Here is an 18,127-nt window from a genome sequence, read left to right on the forward strand (position 1 = left end):
GCGGCGGCCTCGGCGACCCGTGTCTCGGCGACCCGGTCGGCCTGCTCCTCCGCGGCGGCACGGCCCTGTGCCTCCCGCTGGACGGCCTCCCGCGTGGCGGCGGCGTGCTCGGTCTCGCGCTGCTCCTCGACCACGGACTCCGCGGCCTTTGCGTCCGCACGGGCGGAGTCCTCGAGGGCTGCCGCCTCGGCGTCGGCCTCACGGAGGTCCTCGACGGCCTCCTCGCGCTTGGCCTCGGCGACGGCCTCGTCGGCCACGGCGGCCCGGCGGTTGCTCGCCTCCGCCTGCTGCAGCTGCCCCTCCTCGACGAGATCGTCGCTGCCGGTCACCGCTCCCGCGACTTCCTTGACCTTGCCCGTGAGGCTGCCGAGCAGCCCGTCGCGAGCCTGACCTGCTGTGTCGTCGACCATGCCACCCGGTGCCCCTTCCTGCCCGCGACAACCGGTTGGGCCGGTGTGACGTGCGGCGCACCCGTCGGGCCTACTCGACGCAGGACTCCGCACCGCGGATCACACCCTGGCGGAACGCCTTGACCCGGTCGTAGCCCGCTCCCTGGCGGTCGGCATCGCCGTCGCCGCGGAAGACCAGGAGGGCCTTGATCCCCTCGTCGAGGTCGCCCGGCGAGATGCTGAACGAGCTCGTCTCGGCACGGTTGTGGAGGATCACGCTGGCGGTGTAGCCACCGGCGAAGCAGTCGGTGATGCGGGTCGACTCCTGCTCGCTCACGTCGACCTGGGCCCGGGCCAGGGCGGCGAGCCCCCACTGGGTCGCGAGGAGGGTGGCGACGGCATAGTCACCGCCCTGCTCGTAGATCCGCGGCATCTCGCCCACGTTGTCGAAGCCGACGTAGTCGTCCGGGACGCAGTAGAAGAGCGAGTACGTCGACGTGTCGACGTCGCCGCACGCCGGCGGGCTCGCGGGGTCGAACGGCTCGAACCCGGACAGCGGGGTCCACTCCTCCCCGTCGGTCAGCTCGGGGTAGAGCTGCGACCAGTAGTCCTCGAGGTCGAAGGGCACGCCGTTGATGATCGACTCGTAGGGCGCGTTGCCGCCGGCCGCCGCGTCCTCCTCGGTCGAGAACGGGAGCTCGAGCACGACCGGCGTGCCGTCCTCGAAGCCCGCGCACGCCTCGGCGCCACCGTCGAAGCCGTCCTGGAAGGCACTGACCCGGTCGAAGCCGCTGCCGTGCGCCGAGGCGTCCATGCTGTTGGTGCCGGGGGTGTCGCGCAGGTCGAGGATGCCGGCGAGCGCGGTGTCGAGGTCGCCGCTGCTGACGTCGAACACGCCGGCATCGATCGCGTGGGCCGCCCACCCGCCGGCGAAGCAGTCGGCCTGAAGCTCTGAGGAGACGGTGAGCTCGTTCTGGTCGAAGAAGCCGGACCGTTGCTGCATCGCGTGGCCCCACTCGTGGGCGAGGACGATCGGGATGACGAAGTCGCCGTACTTCTCCTGCAGGTCGGGCAGCAGCTCCGCGGCGTCCCACGCGACGGAGTCGTCGAGCTTGCAGTAGAACGCGTTTCCCTGGACGTTGGAGTAGCTGTCGGCGCACTCGGGCCCGGCCTCGGAGTCGGGCGTGAGGGCGTAGAGACCGCCCGCTACCTCCTGGTAGTCCGCTCCGTAGAGCGCCGGGAACTCGTCGGTCCAGTAGGACTGGAGGTCGGTGATCGCCGCGACGGCGAGCTGGTTGACCTCGGCGGTGGCGTCGCCGTCGATCTCCACGTCGGCGGCACCGACGGTGTCCGTCGCGGTGGCGACGTCACTCGGCTCGAGGTCGGAGCCGGCGGAGGTCGTCTCCTCCGCGTCCGCCCCGTCGTCGTCGGACGTGTCGCCGCCGCAACCGGTGACGACCGAGAGCAGCACGGCGGCAGCAGCGGCGACGGCCAGCGGACGGGTTCGCATGGCGGGGAGGCTAGTTGTCGGTGGCCTCGGTCGTTGCCCGAATCAACGGTCCCGGCTCGTGATCTGCCCGAAAGGGCAGCGCTTCCGACGTCAGGTCGTCCAGAAGTCGTCGTGCACGACCGCGGCCTCGTCCTCGAGGAGCGGGCCGGACACCTCCACCCGGCGGCTGCCGTCGGCGAGCACGAGCCGGCAGGGGTGCGCGAGCGTCGGGTTGGCCGGGTGGGCGCCGGTGATCTCTCGCAGCGCCGACTCCGACAGTCCGTAGACGATGCGGCCGATCCCCGACCAGTAGACCGCGCCCGCGCACATCGCGCACGGCTCGCACGACGTCACCAGGGTGTACGCCGAAAGGTCGGTGCCGACGAGGGTCCGGCTCGCGAGGCGGACCAGGTTGGTCTCGGCGTGGCCCGTCACGTCGTGGTCGGTCGTGACCGTGTTCTGCGCCTCGAGCACCACGGCCCCGGAGCCGTCGACCAGCACGGCGCCGAACGGGTGGTTGCCGGCCTCGCGGGCGGCGGCCGCGACAGCGATCGCCCGCCGCAGGTGGTCGGTGTCGCGGTCGGCGGCGTGGTCGGTGTCGTGGTCGGCGTCGTGGTCGGCGTGCACGGTCAGTCGTCGCCGTGCTCGTCGGCGGCCTTGCGGGCCGAGTCACGGATCTCGAACACCTCGGTCGCGAAGCCGCCGATGGCCTCGGCGACGTCACGGACGGCACCGGTGATGATCGTGGCCACCTGGCCGACGGTGTTGGCGGCCGCCTCGGCCGTCGCCTGGATGGTGTCCTTGCCGATCTCGGCCTTGGACAGGTGGTCGCGGCCCGGCTGCTGGTCGGTCATGGCACCAGTGTGGCCGCTGTGGGGTGACCCGCCAACGCGTGTCGCGTCACACCGGCCGCCTCCCGGGTCACGTCCGGGGTCACGTCCCGGGTCACGTGCCGAGGGCGTGCCCCGCTGTCCCCCATGAACAGCGCGACACGCCCCGACGACGCCCGACGTGATCGACGTCAGGCGGTCTGCTTCTGCGGCGGCAGCGCCATCTTGCAGATCTTCTTGGCGACGCTGAACAGCTGCTTGCCGAGCGGGCCGGTGTTGTACTGCAGGCCGTAGCGCTCGCAGATCTCCTTGACCTCCTCGGCGACCTGCGGGTAGCGCCGCGCCGGCAGGTCGGGGAAGAGGTGGTGCTCGACCTGGAAGCTGAGGTTGCCGGTCATCAGGTGGAAGAGCTTCCCGCCGGTGATGTTGGCCGAGCCCAGCAGCTGGCGGTAGTACCAGTGGCCGCGCGACTCGTTCTCGCACTCCTCCTCGGTGAACGTCGCGACGCCCGCCGGGAAGTGGCCGCAGAAGATGATGTTGAAGGCCCAGATGTTGCGGATCAGGTTGGCCGTGGCGTTGCCCGCGAGCGTCAGCGGGAACAGCGGTCCGGTCAGGGCCGGGAACAGCACGTAGTCCTTGAGCGCCTGGCGCTTGACCTTGCGCATGATGCCGGCGTGAAGGGCCTTGTTCTCCTCGAGCTTGCGCTTGCCGGCGACGATGTTCTCGACCTCGAGGTCGTGCATCGCGACGCCCCACTCGAAGAACACCATGAGCAGGACGGCGTAGAGCGGGTTGCCGAGGTAGTAGGGGTGCCACTTCTGGTCCTCGTCCATGCGGAGGATGCCGTAGCCGATGTCACGGTCCTTGCCGAGGATGTTGGTGAACGTGTGGTGGATGTAGTTGTGGCTGTACTTCCACTGCTCACCGGGGCAGACGTTGTCCCAGTCGTACATCCGGGAGTTGAGGCCGGGGTCGCCCATCCAGTCGTACTGGCCGTGCATGACGTTGTGGCCGATCTCCATGTTCTCGAGGATCTTGGAGACCGAGAGCGAGGCGACCGCGAGCGGCCAGGCCGGCGGGAGGTAGAAGAGCGCGCGACCGGCGACCTCGAAGCCGCGCTGGAGCTTGACGACCTTTCGGATGTAGGTCGCGTCCTCCTCGCCGAGGTCGTCGAGGATGCGCTGGCGGATGGCGTCCATCTCGGCGCCGAACGCGTCGAGCTGCTCGGCGGTCAGCTTCTTGGTGGCCTCGAGGTCGATCGACTCGAGGAGGTCGTCCATCGGGAGTGCAGACACGTCAGGTCTCCTTTACAGCTCGACGGCGCAGTCGCCCTCGGGGGCGCTCACGCAGATCTGGATGTCCTCGTCGGGGAGCGACGAGGTGGCGCCGGAGAGCACGTTGCGGACGGTGCCCTCGGTCTTGCGGGTGGTGCAGGAGAAGCAGATGCCCATGCGGCAGCCGAACTCGGGCTTGAGCCCGAGCGCCTCGGCCTGCTCGAGCAGGGTGGCGCCGGTGTTGGCGGCCTCGACGGTCTCGCCGCCGGAGTGGGTGAAAGTCACGTCGCCCTCGGCGTTGCCGGGCGTGGTGCGCGGTGCCTTGAAGAACTCGGTGCGCAGCTTGTGCGTGCCGCCGTCGCCGTCGTCGTACGCCGCCGCGACGAGCTCCATCAGGCCCGCCGGGCCGCAGGCCCAGGTGTCGGTGGTGCGGTAGCCCGGGACCAGCCGGCGCAGCTCGAACTCCGAGAACACGTGGTCGCCGTGGCGCAGGTGGACCGTGACGTCGTTGTCGGTCGCCGCGATCTCGGCGAGCTCGTCGGCGAAGATCTGGTCCTCGGCGGAGCGGGCGTAGTGCAGGAAGGTGACCTTGCGGCCGGCCCTGCCGTCGTAGCCGTCGCGGAGCAGGGTGCGCACCATCGACATGGCCGGGGTGATGCCGGAGCCGCCGGTGATGAAGAGCAGGTGGTTGTTGGTCGGCGTGGCCGGGCTCTCGTCGAGCGTGAACTCGCCCTGAGCCTGGCTGAGGTGGACCACGAGGCCGGGCTCGGCGGCGACCAGGTGCTTGGAGACCTGGCCCTCGTCGTGAGCACGGACAGTGAGGGTGATCCGCTCCCCCGGCACCGAGGCGGCCGACGAGACGGTGAAGCAGCGGGTCATCCGCTTGGCGGAGCCGGGCAGGTCGACGCCGACCTGGACGTACTGGCCGGCGCGGTGGCCGCGCCAGGTCGAGGTGGGCTGCAGGGTGATGGTCGCGACGGCGGCCGAGCCGTCGCCGGTCGAGAGGGGGTTCTCGCGGGTGACCGACACGACGCGGGCCCGGACCTCCTCGGCCGCCCACATCGGGTTGACCATCTCGAGATAGCGGTCGACGCCGTGCGGCGTGGCGAGCGCGGCCAGCACGCGGGAGCGCAGGATGCGGCGTCCGATCGCGGGCAGTGGGGCGGTGGTGCTCATGTCGCCTCCGAAGTTTGAGTGTACGTATGTACACCCAAAGCATCGTGCACTCCGCACGAAGGGTCAACCACCGTCTCTCGTGAGCGTGGACACACGTGCACCGGGAGGCCGGGGTCGCGACCGCCTAGAATCGACCGGTGACCGAGACCACCGAGACGCGCGTCGAGCGCAAGGAGCGCACCCGGCGCGCCATCCTCGACGCGACGCTGGTGCTCTGCGAGGAGAGCAGCCTGGTCGCGCTGTCGCTGCGCCAGGTCGCCAAGCAGGTCGGGATCGTGCCCACGGCGTTCTACCGCCACTTCGAGTCGATCGAGTCCCTCGGCCTGGCCCTGGTCGACGAGTCGTTCGTGTCGCTGCGGGCCATGCTGCGCGACGTACGCCGCCACGACCCGACCTACCGCGACATCGTCGACCAGTCCGTCGACACCCTGGTCAGCCACGTGCGCAAGGAGCGGCAGCACTTCCAGTTCATCGTGCGCGAGCGCGCCGCCGGCCCGCTCGCGGTGCGGGCGGCGATCCGGCACCAGATCGAGCTGTCCGAGCGCGAGCTCGCCACCGACCTCGCCCGGCTGCCCGGCACCGACACGTGGAGCCCCGAGGACCTCCAGGTCCTCTCCAGCCTGATCGTGACGGCGATGGTCGCCACCGCCGAGGACATCCTCGTGGCGGTCGGCCGTCCCGACGCCGAGAAGGCCGTCGCCGAGCGCGCCCGCACCCAGCTGCGGATGGTCATCATCGGCGCCCTCAACTGGCGATCCGAGTCGTGAGCGGCACGAGCCCGTCGGTGCGCGCGGTCGTGCGCACCGCCACCCAGGACGACCTCGAGGCGATCCTCCACATCGGCCACGAGTGCTGGCGGACGACCTACGTCCCCATCACGGGCCCGGACTACGTCGAGCGCGGCCTCGCCGGGTGGTGGACGCCCGAGACCAACCGCCCGGCGATCGACGAGGGCCGGGTGCTGGTGGCCGAGGTCGACGGCCTGGTGCTCGGCATGGCGTCGACGTCGGTGGCCGACGACCACGTCGTGGTGTGGCGGCTCTACGTGCTGCCCGAGGCGCACGGCCAGGGTCTCGGCACCCTGCTGCTCGAGGCCGTCGAGGCGGCCGCGCCGCTCGGCACCCTCGGCCTGCGCCTGTCGCACCTGGAGGGCAACGACCGGGCGCGCGGGTTCTACGAGCACCTGGGCTTCGTGGCGACGGGCGAGCGCAAGCCGAGCACGATCGGCGGCCCGGACGACCTCTGGATGCAGCGCCCCCTGCAGCGCTGACCGGCCTCGTCGGTAGCGTCGCCGTGTGCTCACCATCCCCGACCGGATCGTCCTGTTCGACTACGGCGAGGTGATCTCCCGCTCGCCGTCGGTGGCTGCGCGCACCGCGCTGGCCGAGCTGGTCGGCGTACCGCTGGAGGAGCTCGACGTCGCCTACGAGCGGCACCGGCTCGACCTCGACCGGGGCACGCTCGGGGTCGTCGACTACTGGCGCACCATGGCCGCCGAGCTCGGGCAGGAGTGGAGCCTGTCGCAGGTGCAGCGGCTGTGGACCGTCGACTTCACCAGCTGGTTCGAGCCCGAGCCGGCCGTGGTCGACCTGCTCGTCGAGCTCCACGAGGGCGGCACCCGGATGGCGCTGCTGTCCAACGCCGGTCTGGACTTCGGCGACCCGCTGCGTCGTACGCCGTTCGCCACGCTGATGGAGCGGGTCTTCATCAGCGCCGAGATGGGGCTGGTCAAGCCGGACCCGGAGATCTACCGCCGCGCGCTGGCCGACCTCGGGGTCGAGCCGGCCCAGGCCGTCTTCGTCGACAACAAGCTGGTCAACGTCGAGGCCGCCGCGGCGCTCGGCATCACGACGCACCACTTCACCGGGGTCGACGGGCTGCGGGCGTTCCTGCGGTCGCTGGCCCTCGGGTCTCCATAGGGTCTCAGTAGGGTCGCGGCATGGAGCACGAGGAGTACGCCGCCCACGACGCCGTCGGCCTGGCCGAGCTGGTCCGGCTCGGCAAGGTCAGCCCCGCCGAGCTGGCCACCGCCGCCCGCGCCCGGATCGCCGAGGTCAACGAGCGCATCAACGCGGTCGTGGTCGACCTCGACCCGCCGGCGACCGGTGACGGGGCCGCGGCCGCCACGGACGGGCCGTTCGCCGGCGTCCCGTTCCTCGTCAAGGACCTCCACCAGGACGTGGTCGGCTACCCGACGAGCGGCGGCTCCCGGTCGCTGGCGACGACGGTCGCGACCGAGAACGCCGACGTCGTGCAGCGGTGGCTCGACGCGGGCCTGGTCGTGCTCGGCAAGACCAACACCCCCGAGTTCGGCGCCAAGGGCATCACCGAGTCGGAGCTGTTCGGCCCCGCGCGCAACCCGTGGGACACCGACCACACGCCCGGCGGCTCCTCCGGCGGCGCGGCCGCGGCGGTGGCGGCCGGCATCGTGCCGTGCGCCGGTGCGAGCGACGGCGGCGGCTCGATCCGCATCCCCGCCTCGGCCTGCGGGCTGTTCGGCCTCAAGCCGACCCGTGGCCTGGTGCCGTCGGGACCTGCTCACGGCGAGCCGCTCGGCGGCACCGCCACCGACGGCGTCATCTCCCGCAGCGTCCGGGACACGGCCGCGATGCTCGACGTGATCGCCGGGCCCTCGGCCGACTCGCCCTACCTGTCCGCGACCCCCGCCACGTCGTACGCCGACGAGGTCGGCCGCGACCCCGGCTCCCTGCGGATCGGCCTGTGCACGGCCAGTGCCATCAACCCCTCCCCCGACCCCGAGGCGGTCGCGGCGGCGACGGCGGCCGGCGAGCTGCTCGAGAGCCTCGGTCACCAGGTCGAGATCCTCGACACCGCGCCCTTCGACGACGCCGCGCTGGCCAAGGACTTCCTCACCAGCTGGTTCGTCTACTGCGCCTACTCCGTCGACGAGGCGAAGCGGGTCTCGGGCAGCGGCGACAGCGGCTTCGAGGACGACACCCTCACCATGGCCGCCCTCGGCCGGGCCACCAGTCCGGTCGACCTGGTGCGCGCGATCGAGAACCGCCACACCCACGTACGCCGTCTCGCCGAGTTCCACGAGACCCACGACCTGCTGCTGACCCCGACCACGGCCACCCCGCCCCCGAGGGTCGGGGCGTTCGAGGCGCCCGCGCCGGTGCGGCTCGTGCAGAAGGCGCTGCTCACCGCCCGGGTCGCCAGCGTGCTCCGGCTGACCCCGATCGTCGACCAGATGATCACCCAGAACCTCGGCTGGGTGCCCTACACCCAGCTCGCCAACCTCACCGGCCGCCCCGCCATGACCGTGCCCCTGCACTGGACCGCCGCCGGCCTGCCCATCGGCAGCCAGTTCACCGGCCGCCTCGGCTCCGACGGCGTCCTGCTGCGCCTGGCCGCCCAGCTCGAGGAGGCCGCGCCCTGGGGTGAGCGGCGGCCGGCGCTCTGACCCGGATCGGGATTTTCCATACCGGCGGAGTGGCGGATTCCCCGGCCGGCCGGGGAATCCGACCGTTGCCAGGGGTTGCAACCCCTGACAAGGGTCGGATCTCCCTGACAACCCTCGGCGTCGGCTGGGACGGCTGGGACGGCTAGGTCGCGCGCGGCACGACCGGGCGGACCGTCACCTCGGGGATCGTGGCGTCGGGCGGCAGGTCGAGCACGTGGACGATCGTGTCGGCGACGGTGCCGGGGCTGATCCAGCGCGAGGCGTCGTAGGTCCGGCCCTCCTGCTCGTGCACCTTCTCCTGCATCGGCGTGGCCGTCCGGCTCGGGAACACCGTGGTGACCCGGACGCCGTGGTCCATCTCCTCGGCACGCAGCGCGTCGGCGAAGGCGCGCAGGCCGAACTTCGAGGCGGCGTACGCTGACCAGTCGGCATTCGCGGTGAGCCCGGCGGAGGAGTTGACGAAGACGAAGAGCCCCGACCCCGCACGCACCGCCGGAAGGAGCAGGCGGGCCAGCACCATCGGGGAGACCAGGTTGACGTCGAGCTGGTGCGAGAGCGAGCTCACCTCGAGCGTGCCCACCGGCGCGAGGTCGACGACACCGGCGGACATCACCACCGAGTCGAGCCGCTCGGGCAGCGGGTCGACGCCGTCGGCGACGACCTCGGGGAACGCCAGGTCGCACACGATCACCGTCGCACCCTCGTAGCGCTCGAGCAGCTCGGCGGCGCGCGTGTCGTTGCGCGCCACGAGCACGAGCCGGTCGCCGCGCTCGTGGAGCCGGTCCGCGAGCGCGGCGCCGATGCCGGAGCCGGCGCCGGTGATCAGGTGCGTCGGCATGGTCCGGTGACTCAGTTGGTGAAGACGATCTTGCCGAACACGTCGCCACCGGCCATCGCCGCGAAGCCCTCGCGAGCGTCGGTGAGGGCGACCTCGCGGTCGATCAGCGGCTTGGTGCCGGTGGCGTCGAGCAGCGAGACCAGCGACGCCAGCTCGTCGCGGGTGCCCATCGTCGAGCCGACCACGGAGAGCTGCAGGAAGAAGATCCGGGTCAGCTCGGCGTCGTCGAGCTGGGGTCCCGAGGTCGTGCCGCTGGTGACGATCGTGCCGCCGGGGCGCAGCGCCCGGATCGAGTGCGACCAGGTGGCCCGCCCGACGGTCTCCATCACGGCGTCGACCTTGACCGGCAGCCGGGCGCCGGACTCGAAGACGTCGTGAGCGCCGATCTCGAGCGCCTTCGCCCGCTTGGCCTCGTCGCGGCTGGTGGCCAGCACCTTGAGCCCCGCCGCGCGCGCCAGGATGATGCACGCCGACGAGACTCCCCCGCCCGCTCCCTGCACCAGCACGGTGTCCCCGGCCTTGAGGCCGCCGCGGGTGAAGAGCATCCGGTAGGCCGTCAGCCACGCGGTCGGCAGGCAGGCCGCCTCGGCGAACGAGAGCGACGCCGGCTTGGGCACGACGTTGCGCAGCGGTACGACGACCTTGTCGGCCAGCGTGCCCTGGTGCCGCTCCGAGAGCAGCGAGCGCTTGGGGTCGAACGTCTCGTCGCCGCGCCACGACGGGTCGCTGATGACGGCGTGGACGACGACCTCGTTGCCGTCCTCGTCGAGGCCGGCGGCGTCGCAGCCGAGGATCATCGGGAGCTGCTCCTGCTTGAGGCCCACGCCCCGCAGCGAGAAGAGGTCGTGGTGGTTGAGGGAGGCGGCCTTGACCGTGACGGTCGTCCACCCCTCGGGGGCGACCGGGTCGGGGCGCTCGCCCAGGACCAGGCCGTCGAGCGGCGACTCGGGCGAGAAGGACTCTGCAAAGACGGCGAACATGGTGCGACAGTAGCCATCTCGCACACGACACTTTCCCGCAACCTCCGAGGTCTACCGTGGAACACATGGACCAGCCATACGTCGTCGTCCTGTTCGGCGCCACTGGCGACCTGGCCAGGCGCAAGCTCCTCCCGGGACTGCTCCGCCTGTTCGAGGCACGCCTCCTGCCCGACTGCCGCGTGATCGGCACCTCCCTCGAGGAGCTCGACGGGCCGGCGTTCGACGCCCTGGCCCGCGCAGCCTGCGAGGAGTTCGGCAAGGGCGACATCACCGACGAGCGGTGGAGCCACTTCTCCAAGCGGCTGCGCTACGTGCCGACGTCGGCCGGTCCCGACGCGCTCGCGACGCTCGTCAAGGAGTGCGAGTCCGAGCTCGCCGGTGCGGGCACCGGCGAGGTGGGCCGCCTCCACTACATGAGCGTCCCGCCCAAGGCCGCGCTCGACGTGATCCACGAGCTGCACGCCGCCGACCTCGTCGACCGCGCCAAGATCATCATGGAGAAGCCGTTCGGCGTCGACCTGGCCACGGCCAAGGCGCTCAACGACGAGGTCCACCAGGTCTTCGACGAGGACCAGGTCTTCCGCATCGACCACTTCCTCGGCAAGGAGGCGGCTCAGAACATCCTGGCCTTCCGCTTCGCCAACGGGCTCTTCGAGCCGATCTGGAACCGCAACTTCATCGACCACGTGCAGATCGACGTGCCCGAGACCCTCGGCCTCGAGGGCCGCACGAAGTTCTACGAGACCACCGGCGCCTACCGCGACATGGTCGTCACCCACCTGATGCAGGTGCTGGCGTTCATGGCGATGGAGCCGCCGACGACCTTGGCGCCCGGGCCGATCGGCGAGGAGAAGCTCAAGGTCTTCCGCTCGATGCGCCCGATCGAGCCCCACAACGTCGTCCGGGGCCAGTACGGCGGCTACCGCGGCAAGGAGCAGGTCGCCGACGACTCCGACACCGAGACGTTCGTGGCCCTCAAGGTCGAGATCGACAACTGGCGCTGGGCCGGCGTGCCGTTCTACCTGCGCACCGGCAAGAAGCTGGCCGAGGGCGCCCGGATCATCTCGATCGCCTTCAAGGAGCCCCCGCTGTCGATGTTCCCGGCCGGCTCCAACGCCGGGACCCAGGGGCCCGACCACCTCACCTTCGACCTGGCCGACCAGTCCCGGATGTCCCTGTCGTTCTACGGCAAGCGCCCCGGGCCCGGCATGAAGCTCGAGAAGCTGTCGATGCAGTTCGCCACCGTCGACACCTCGAGCACCGGCCTCGTGCTCGAGGCCTACGAGCGCCTCATCCACGACGCGATGCGCGGCGACCACACGCTCTTCACCTCGGCCGCCGGCATCGAGACGCTCTGGGAGAAGTCCGAGCTGCTCATCGACAACCCGCCGCCGGTGCGCGGCTACGCCCCCGGCTCGTGGGGACCCAACGCGATCCACCAGCTGATCGCGCCCTACGCCTGGCGGCTGCCCTTCGAGCGGGTCTGGCGCGACCCCAACCGGATGGGCTGAGGCTCAGGACGCCAGCAGCGGCGTCAGCTCGCGTGCCAGGGCCACCGACCGGTCCCGGTCGTCGGCCCTGACGGCGAGCATGAAGCTGCCGCCCGGCGCCACGACGTAGACGGTCACCGACAAGGTCGGCGTTGGGTCCTCGACCAGGGCGGCCATCAGCAGGCCCTCGACGTCGAGGTCAGTGACGGTGCCGCCGCGTTCGCGCTCGAACTCGACGAGCGAGTCCATCGAGGTGGTCCGGTCCACCGCCAGGACCGAGACGTCCTCCTCGACGCCGGAGTAGGAGCACTGCTCCAGGCCGGTGCTGCCGAGGTCGCCGCGGTCGGCGGTGGCCGGCTTCCCGACGACCCGGGTCACCTCGGCGCCGGTCAGCAGGTCACACGGGTGCACGGCCGCGCCGGCGCCGGGCTCGTCGGAGGTGCCACCCAGCAGGATCGTCAGGACGGCCACGGCGACCCGACCCTCCACCTCGGCGGTCGGACCCGCGCCGTACACCGTGAAGCCCGCGTCCCCCGTCGTCGCGACCAGCGACGTCGTGACCAGGCCGTACGACGTGTCCGTCACGAGCACGGCCGCCTCGGTCCCGGGCACGGTGACCTCCTCGGTGGTCAGCTCGGACCCGCTCCCGACCCGGGAGGCGTCCACCAGCGCGTCGACGTCGTCGTCGGTGCGAGCCGCCAGGATCGTGACCAGCGGCGTCTCGTCGCCGACGAAGGTGCAGAGCGAGCCGCCCACCGGCTGCGACTTCTCCTCGTGGGTGACCGCGACCCCGATCAGGCCTTCGACGTCGGCGTCGGTGAGGACACCACAGGCGCTGAGGGTCTCGGTCCCGGCGGCCGACTCCCGGTCACCGCCACCGCCGTCGTCGCCTCCCGCGTCGTCACCTCCCCCGTCGCCGCAGGCGACGAGGGTGAGGAACAGGATCGGGAGCACGAGGGTGCGAGCGCGGAGCCGGAGCATGCCCGCCACCGTGCCCCGCGAGCCGAGGATCAACCTCGCCTCGCGGGCGTCGGGCCGTCAGGCCCGCGCCACCCCGTCGGCCCGGGCCGCGGCGGCGACGGCGGTGGAGACCGCCGGCCCGACCCGCGGGTCGAACGGCGAGGGGATGACGTAGTCCGCGGCGAGGTCGTCGCCGACGAGCTCGGCCAGCGCGTTGGCGGCGGCCAGCTTCATGCCCTCGGTGATCGCGGTGGCGTGGGCGTCGAACGCGCCACGGAAGATCCCGGGGAACGCCAGCACGTTGTTGATCTGGTTGGGGAAGTCGGAGCGACCGGTGGCGACGACGCGGGCGTACTTGTGCGCGACGTCGGGGTGGACCTCGGGCGTCGGGTTGGCCATCGCGAAGATGATCGACTCCGGCGCCATCCGGGCGATGTCCTCCTCGGGGATGGTCCCGCCCGAGACGCCGAGGTAGACGTCGGCGCCGTCGAGGACGTCGGCCAGCGAGCCGGAGCGGCCCGTCTTGTCGGCGGTGATCTCGGCGAGCGCCTTCTTGACCGGGGTCAGGTCGCCGCGGCTGGAGTGGACGACGCCCTTGCGGTCGGTCACGGCCAGGTCGGTGATGCCGGCCTCGATGAGGATCTTGGCGATCGCCACGCCGGCGGCACCCGCGCCGGAGATGACCACACGGGTCGTGGCCGGCGCGCGGCCGGTGAGCTTGAGGGCGTTCTTGAGCGCGGCCAGCGCCACCACGGCCGTGCCGTGCTGGTCGTCGTGGAAGACGGGGATGTCGAGGCGCTCCTTGAGCCGGTCCTCGATCTCGAAGCAGCGGGGCGCCGAGATGTCCTCGAGGTTGATGCCGCCGAAGCTCGGCGCGAGCCGGACGACGGTCTCGATGATCTCCTCGGTGTCGGTCGTGTCGAGGCAGATCGGTACGCCGTCGACCCCGCCGAACTGCTTGAACAGGACCGCCTTGCCCTCCATGACCGGCATGGCCGCGGACGGCCCGATGTCACCGAGGCCGAGGACGGCGGTGCCGTCGGTGATGATCGCCACCACGTTGGGGACCCACGTGTAGTGCCGGCTCAGCGACGGGTCGGCCGCGATGGCCTCGCAGACGAGGGCCACGCCGGGCGTGTAGGCGAGCGACAGGTCGTCCTTGCCGTCGAGCGCCACCGTCGCGACGGTCTGCATCTTGCCGCCCACGTGCAGGTCGAAGACGGGGTCGCCCTGGCGCGGGTGCTGCGGTGTCGCGGGTGTTGCGGGTGTTGCGAGGGTTCCGGGGTCCGTGTCAGCCACGGTTCGCGATACTTCCACACCCCACCCGCGCGTCCCGGGGCGTCTCGGGAGACACGGGTCACACCTCGTCCACGCCGGACTCACACCAGGCGTCGGAGCCGGCCCGGCCGTGGCCACAGCCGCCAGCGCGCGACCGCCAGCACGTCGGCGTCCGGCACGACGCCCCGGGCTCGCGAGTCGGCAACGCCCTCGTCGGCGTTGTCGCTCAGCAGCCACCAACCCGGCCCGTCGGACGCCGTACGACGCCGCTCGGCCGCACGCTTGACGACCACGGTCCCGTCACGGAAGCGCGCCACGACGACGTCGCCGGCCGCCGGGGGCACGCCGTAGCGCACCAGGAGCCGGTCGCCCTCACGGAGCCCCGGCAGCATCGAGCGCCCCCGCACGACGACCACCCCGTGGGGTCTGGATCGGCGATCGCTCACGCGGAGTAGTGTCGCAAGCGCCGACCTAACCACGTACGAGAGGAACCACATGCTCTCCCGCTTCTTCGCGCCCACCATCGAGGTCCAGGCCCACTGCGACCTCCCGTGCGGCGTCTACGACCCCGCCCAGGCCCGCATCGAGGCCGAGTCCATCAAGGCCGTCATCGGCAAGCTCGCCGACAACGACGACCCCGACTTCCGCACCCGCGCGGTGATCATCAAGGAGCAGCGCTCCGAGCTGGTCAAGCACCACCTCTGGGTGCTGTGGACCGACTACTTCAAGCCGCCGCACTTCGAGAAGTACCCGCAGCTGCACTCGCTCGTCAACGAGGCCACCAAGCTCGCCGGTGCCACCGGCACCAAGGGCTCGATGGACGCCGACGTCGCCGACCAGCTGCTCGCCAAGATCGACGAGATCGCCGAGATCTTCTGGGAGACCAAGAAGGCCTGAGGCACCGGACCGCGGGCCGACCTGCGCTCCTACGTGGTGGACGCCGCACCGAGCACCCTGAGCGATCAGGTGCGCGGGGCGGGGTCCGCCACGTTCGTCATTTCGGCCCCATCGGGCATGGTCCCCACAACCATTCGGGACAGGTTCGGCGGTTCTGCGGTCACGGGGCGCCGTGGTGCTTACGCTGCGCCTTCGAAGGCATGACGATCGTCACGCCGTCACCGCTCTCGGAGGTAACCACCCCATGCCCCTCACTCCGCGCCGTCGCCGCATCCTGTCGCTGGCGACCGCAGCCACCCTCACGCTCGCGCTCCCCGCGGCGGGCGCCTCGCTCCTCGCGAGCCCAGCCCAGTCCGCCGACCCCGTCGCCGACTGCGCCGCGCCCGTCCCTGTCGCCGAGATCGCCGCCGGCGACTCCGTCGACGGCCTCACCGTCACCCAGGGCACCACGCCCACCGGCTTCACCGGCGAGGTGCTGGGCGTCCTCGAGGACGGCATCGCCCCCGACGTCGACATGATCATGGTCGACGTCGACATGCCCGAGTTCGCCCGGACCGGCGGCATCTGGCAGGGCATGTCCGGCTCGCCGGTCTACGCCGACGACGGCCGCCTCATCGGTGCCGTGGCCTACGGCCTCTCCTACGGCCCCTCCCCCATCGCCGGCATCACGCCGTTCGCCGAGATGGACGACTACCTCGCCGGTGGCACGCCCGTCCGCGGGTCCCTCCGGCTGGGTGCCGCCGACGCGCGCACCGTCGCCGCCCGGGCCGGCATCACCACCGCCCAGGCCGCCAGCGGGTTCCGTGAGCTCCCGATGCCCATGGGCATCAGCGGGATCACTCCCCGTCGCCTGTCGCAGCTGCAGGCCAAGGGCCCGAAGTTCGTCGAGAAGACCAGCTACGTCATGGGCAAGGCGCCCGCCGCGGTCGCCGGTCCCGAGACCGTGATCGCCGGTGGCAACATCGCCGCCTCCGTCGCCTACGGCGACATCTCGATGGCCGGGGTCGGCACCGCCACCTCGGTCTGCGACGGCCGGGTCGTCGGCTTCGGCCACCCGCTCGCGCTCCTCGGCGCGACCACCGAGGGCCTGCACCCCGCCGACGCGATCTACGTCCAGCCCGACTCGCTCGGCGCTCCCTTCAAGGTCGCCAACATCGCCCCGCCGGTCGGCACCATCACCGACGACCGGCTGACCGGCATCACCGGTGCGTTCGGCGCCGCCCCTGCCGCGACCCAGATCACCTCCGAGGTCACCTACGGCACCAAGTCCCGCACCGGCACCACCGCGGTCTCGGTGCAGGAGTTCGCGGCCGAGGCCACGTTCTACCAGCTGATCGCCAACCAGGACCGGGTCGTCGACGGCCCGTCCAAGGGCTCGGAGCTCTTCACCTGGACGATCACCGGCACCGACCGGGACAAGCCGTTCAGCCTGACCTACACCGACCGCTGGACCGGCACGGACCTCTCCTCCGAGCCCTCCTACAACGTCGCCAACCTGGTCTCCTACCTCGGCTCGATCGACGGCATCAAGGTCGGCACCGTCGACGCCGAGGCCGCCGTCAACAACGACCTCAAGCGCCACACGCTCGTCGCCGTGGAGCAGCGCCGGGGCGGCCAGTGGGTGCGCGTCACCCGTCAGGCTCCCGCCCTCGGCCGCGCCGGCAAGCCGATCCAGCTCCGGGTGGTCCTCGGCGGCACCGCCGGCAAGCAGCTGCGCTGGCTCAAGCCGATCCTGCTGCCCAAGCGCGCCAAGGGCGAGCTCGTCCTGGCTGCCCAGGGCGGCGACAACCGCTACTCCGACGTGGGCGGCGAGACCCTCGCCCAGGTCCGCGCCGCGCTCGCGAAGCAGTTCCGCCACGACCAGGTCCAGGTCCAGGTCGGTACGCCCGACAAGGTCGACTTCAGCTCGGGTGACGACGAGGAGTTCGACTTCCGTCGCGCCCCGCGCCTCTCGTTCGTGTCGACCCAGGTGACGGCCCCGCTGGCCAACGTCGTCAGCGGCAACAAGCTGCTGACCATCGTCATCCGCTGAACCCCACGCTGACCCGTCGCGTCGACGCGACGGGTCAGCGTCTTTTTCGGCCCGACACGCTGACCCGTCGTCGATCGCTGACGGGTCAGCGCGTCTTTTTCGGCCCGACGCACGCTGACCCGTCGTCGATCGCTGACGGGTCAGCGTCTCTTTCGACCCGACGCACGCTGACCCGTCGTCGATCGCTGACGGGTCAGCGTGTCGTCAGGTGCGGGAGCGGCCGGCGATGGCGACGAGGTCGCGGGCCGGGCCGGCGGGGGGCTGGGCGGAGCCGACCCAGATCGCGCGGAACTTGCGGCGCAGGTCGAGCTCGGTGGGTACGGCGACCAGGTGGCCCGCGTCGAGGTCGCGGGTGACGACGCGGCTGCTCAGGAAGGCGGGGGCGCTGCCGGCCAGGACGGCCTCGCGGACCGCCGTCGTGGTGGTGAGCTCGACGACCGACGTGTGGGTCGACAGGCCGTGGACGCCCAGGGCCCGTTCGACGACCTCGCGGGTCCCGGACCCGGGCTCGCGGCTCGTCAGCGCCAGCCCTGCGACCTCCTCGGGCGTCAGCGGCTTGCGTCGGCGGGCGAGCCGGTCGCCGGCCGGGACGACCAGGACCAGCTCGTCCTCGGCGACCGTGGTCGAGCGGACGTGGCGGGGGGCTGCGACCCCCTCGACGAACCCCAGGTGGGCGGCACCGTCGGTGACGGCGTCCTCGACCTGCTGGCTGTTGCCGGCGGTGAGGCTCACGGCCGTGGGGGTCACGGCGTGCTGCACCTGGCGCTGGCGCAGCTGGACGAGCCAGCGCGGCATCAGGCTGTCGGCGATCGTCATGCTCGCCCACACCGACAGCTCGCGCGAGCGCTCCCCACGCAGCCCGTCGATCGCGGTCTCGATCTCGTCGGTCAGGTCGATCAGCCGGGCCGCCCACTCGGTGACGACGACGCCCGAGGCGGTCAGCTCCGACCCGCGCGGGCCGCGCTGCACCAGGGTGAGGCCCATCTGGGCCTCGATCCCCCGCAGCCGCTCCGACGCGGCCTGCTGCGAGACGCCGGCCTCCCGGGCAGCGGCGCCGATGCTGCCGTGGC

Annotated in this window: 19 protein-coding genes; 7 read left to right on the plus strand and 12 right to left on the minus strand. The window is 71.7% G+C overall.

What is annotated here, in order from left to right:
* The 6 genes from Q7T52_RS14830 to Q7T52_RS14855 form a co-directional block, all read right to left on the minus strand.
* Positions 1 to 410 (minus strand): hypothetical protein (locus Q7T52_RS14830; RefSeq protein ID WP_304803803.1); only part of this gene is annotated, 410 nt, incomplete at its 3' end.
* Positions 411 to 480: 70 nt separating this feature from the next.
* Entirely contained in the window at positions 481 to 1,899 is a 1,419-nt protein-coding gene (locus tag Q7T52_RS14835; RefSeq protein WP_304803804.1) for a neutral zinc metallopeptidase, read from the minus strand.
* Between the two features lie 90 nt (positions 1,900 to 1,989).
* Complete coding sequence (locus Q7T52_RS14840; RefSeq protein ID WP_304803806.1) at positions 1,990 to 2,505, minus strand: nucleoside deaminase; 516 nt, start codon at positions 2,503 to 2,505, stop codon at positions 1,990 to 1,992.
* A gap of 2 nt (positions 2,506 to 2,507) precedes the next feature.
* Positions 2,508 to 2,732, minus strand: a complete 225-nt coding sequence (locus tag Q7T52_RS14845) for a hypothetical protein (RefSeq protein WP_304803808.1) — start codon at positions 2,730 to 2,732, stop codon at positions 2,508 to 2,510.
* A 167-nt stretch (positions 2,733 to 2,899) separates the two neighbouring features.
* Positions 2,900 to 4,003, minus strand: a complete 1,104-nt coding sequence (locus tag Q7T52_RS14850; protein WP_304803811.1) for an acyl-CoA desaturase — start codon at positions 4,001 to 4,003, stop codon at positions 2,900 to 2,902.
* 12 nt (positions 4,004 to 4,015) lie between these two features.
* Positions 4,016 to 5,158: a ferredoxin reductase gene (locus Q7T52_RS14855; RefSeq protein WP_304803813.1), complete on the minus strand. Its 1,143-nt coding sequence runs from the start codon at positions 5,156 to 5,158 to the stop codon at positions 4,016 to 4,018.
* 137 nt (positions 5,159 to 5,295) lie between these two features.
* On the opposite strand from Q7T52_RS14855, the gene Q7T52_RS14860 reads away from it, so the two are divergent.
* Genes Q7T52_RS14860 through Q7T52_RS14875 form a run of 4 tightly spaced genes read left to right on the plus strand, consistent with a single transcriptional unit; the run spans position 5,296 to position 8,582 of the window.
* Positions 5,296 to 5,925: a TetR family transcriptional regulator gene (locus tag Q7T52_RS14860; RefSeq protein WP_304803815.1), complete on the plus strand. Its 630-nt coding sequence runs from the start codon at positions 5,296 to 5,298 to the stop codon at positions 5,923 to 5,925.
* Complete coding sequence (locus Q7T52_RS14865) at positions 5,922 to 6,428, plus strand: GNAT family N-acetyltransferase (protein ID WP_304803817.1); 507 nt, start codon at positions 5,922 to 5,924, stop codon at positions 6,426 to 6,428. Before Q7T52_RS14860 ends, Q7T52_RS14865 begins: the two co-directional genes overlap by 4 nt.
* A 25-nt stretch (positions 6,429 to 6,453) precedes the next feature.
* Positions 6,454 to 7,077: an HAD family phosphatase gene (locus Q7T52_RS14870; RefSeq protein ID WP_304803819.1), complete on the plus strand. Its 624-nt coding sequence runs from the start codon at positions 6,454 to 6,456 to the stop codon at positions 7,075 to 7,077.
* Positions 7,078 to 7,097: 20 nt separating this feature from the next.
* Positions 7,098 to 8,582, plus strand: coding sequence for an amidase (locus Q7T52_RS14875; protein WP_304803821.1), 1,485 nt, complete (start codon positions 7,098 to 7,100; stop codon positions 8,580 to 8,582).
* A gap of 142 nt (positions 8,583 to 8,724) precedes the next feature.
* Here the strand turns inward: Q7T52_RS14875 and Q7T52_RS14880 are convergent, their stop codons facing one another.
* Both Q7T52_RS14880 and Q7T52_RS14885 read right to left on the minus strand, forming a co-directional pair.
* A complete protein-coding gene (locus Q7T52_RS14880) occupies positions 8,725 to 9,420 on the minus strand; it encodes an SDR family oxidoreductase (protein ID WP_304803823.1) in 696 nt (231 codons plus the stop codon).
* A gap of 11 nt (positions 9,421 to 9,431) precedes the next feature.
* A complete protein-coding gene (locus Q7T52_RS14885) occupies positions 9,432 to 10,400 on the minus strand; it encodes a zinc-binding dehydrogenase (RefSeq protein WP_304803825.1) in 969 nt (322 codons plus the stop codon).
* A gap of 65 nt (positions 10,401 to 10,465) precedes the next feature.
* On the opposite strand from Q7T52_RS14885, the gene zwf reads away from it, so the two are divergent.
* Positions 10,466 to 11,911 carry a glucose-6-phosphate dehydrogenase gene (gene zwf, locus Q7T52_RS14890; RefSeq protein WP_304803827.1) on the plus strand — a complete coding sequence of 482 codons (1,446 nt, stop codon included), beginning with the start codon at positions 10,466 to 10,468 and terminating at the stop codon, positions 11,909 to 11,911.
* A 3-nt stretch (positions 11,912 to 11,914) separates the two neighbouring features.
* Here zwf and Q7T52_RS14895 read toward each other — a convergent pair whose 3' ends face one another.
* From Q7T52_RS14895 to Q7T52_RS14905, 3 genes are all read right to left on the minus strand, one after another.
* Positions 11,915 to 12,871, minus strand: coding sequence for a hypothetical protein (locus Q7T52_RS14895; RefSeq protein WP_304803829.1), 957 nt, complete (start codon positions 12,869 to 12,871; stop codon positions 11,915 to 11,917).
* Positions 12,872 to 12,928: 57 nt separating this feature from the next.
* A complete protein-coding gene (locus tag Q7T52_RS14900) occupies positions 12,929 to 14,044 on the minus strand; it encodes an NADP-dependent malic enzyme (protein ID WP_304803838.1) in 1,116 nt (371 codons plus the stop codon).
* A 185-nt stretch (positions 14,045 to 14,229) separates the two neighbouring features.
* Complete coding sequence (locus Q7T52_RS14905) at positions 14,230 to 14,574, minus strand: S24/S26 family peptidase (RefSeq protein ID WP_304803831.1); 345 nt, start codon at positions 14,572 to 14,574, stop codon at positions 14,230 to 14,232.
* Between the two features lie 49 nt (positions 14,575 to 14,623).
* On the opposite strand from Q7T52_RS14905, the gene sodN reads away from it, so the two are divergent.
* Both sodN and Q7T52_RS14915 read left to right on the plus strand, forming a co-directional pair.
* Positions 14,624 to 15,025 carry a superoxide dismutase, Ni gene (sodN, locus tag Q7T52_RS14910; protein WP_304803833.1) on the plus strand — a complete coding sequence of 134 codons (402 nt, stop codon included), beginning with the start codon at positions 14,624 to 14,626 and terminating at the stop codon, positions 15,023 to 15,025.
* A gap of 244 nt (positions 15,026 to 15,269) precedes the next feature.
* Complete coding sequence (locus tag Q7T52_RS14915; RefSeq protein ID WP_304803835.1) at positions 15,270 to 17,057, plus strand: SpoIVB peptidase S55 domain-containing protein; 1,788 nt, start codon at positions 15,270 to 15,272, stop codon at positions 17,055 to 17,057.
* A 204-nt stretch (positions 17,058 to 17,261) separates the two neighbouring features.
* Here the strand turns inward: Q7T52_RS14915 and Q7T52_RS14920 are convergent.
* On the minus strand, positions 17,262 to 18,127 hold an 866-nt coding region (locus Q7T52_RS14920; RefSeq protein WP_304803837.1), incomplete at its 5' end, for a LysR family transcriptional regulator.

It is taken from the genome of Nocardioides sp. (assembly GCF_030655615.1).
In the GTDB taxonomy this organism is placed as follows: domain Bacteria; phylum Actinomycetota; class Actinomycetes; order Propionibacteriales; family Nocardioidaceae; genus Nocardioides.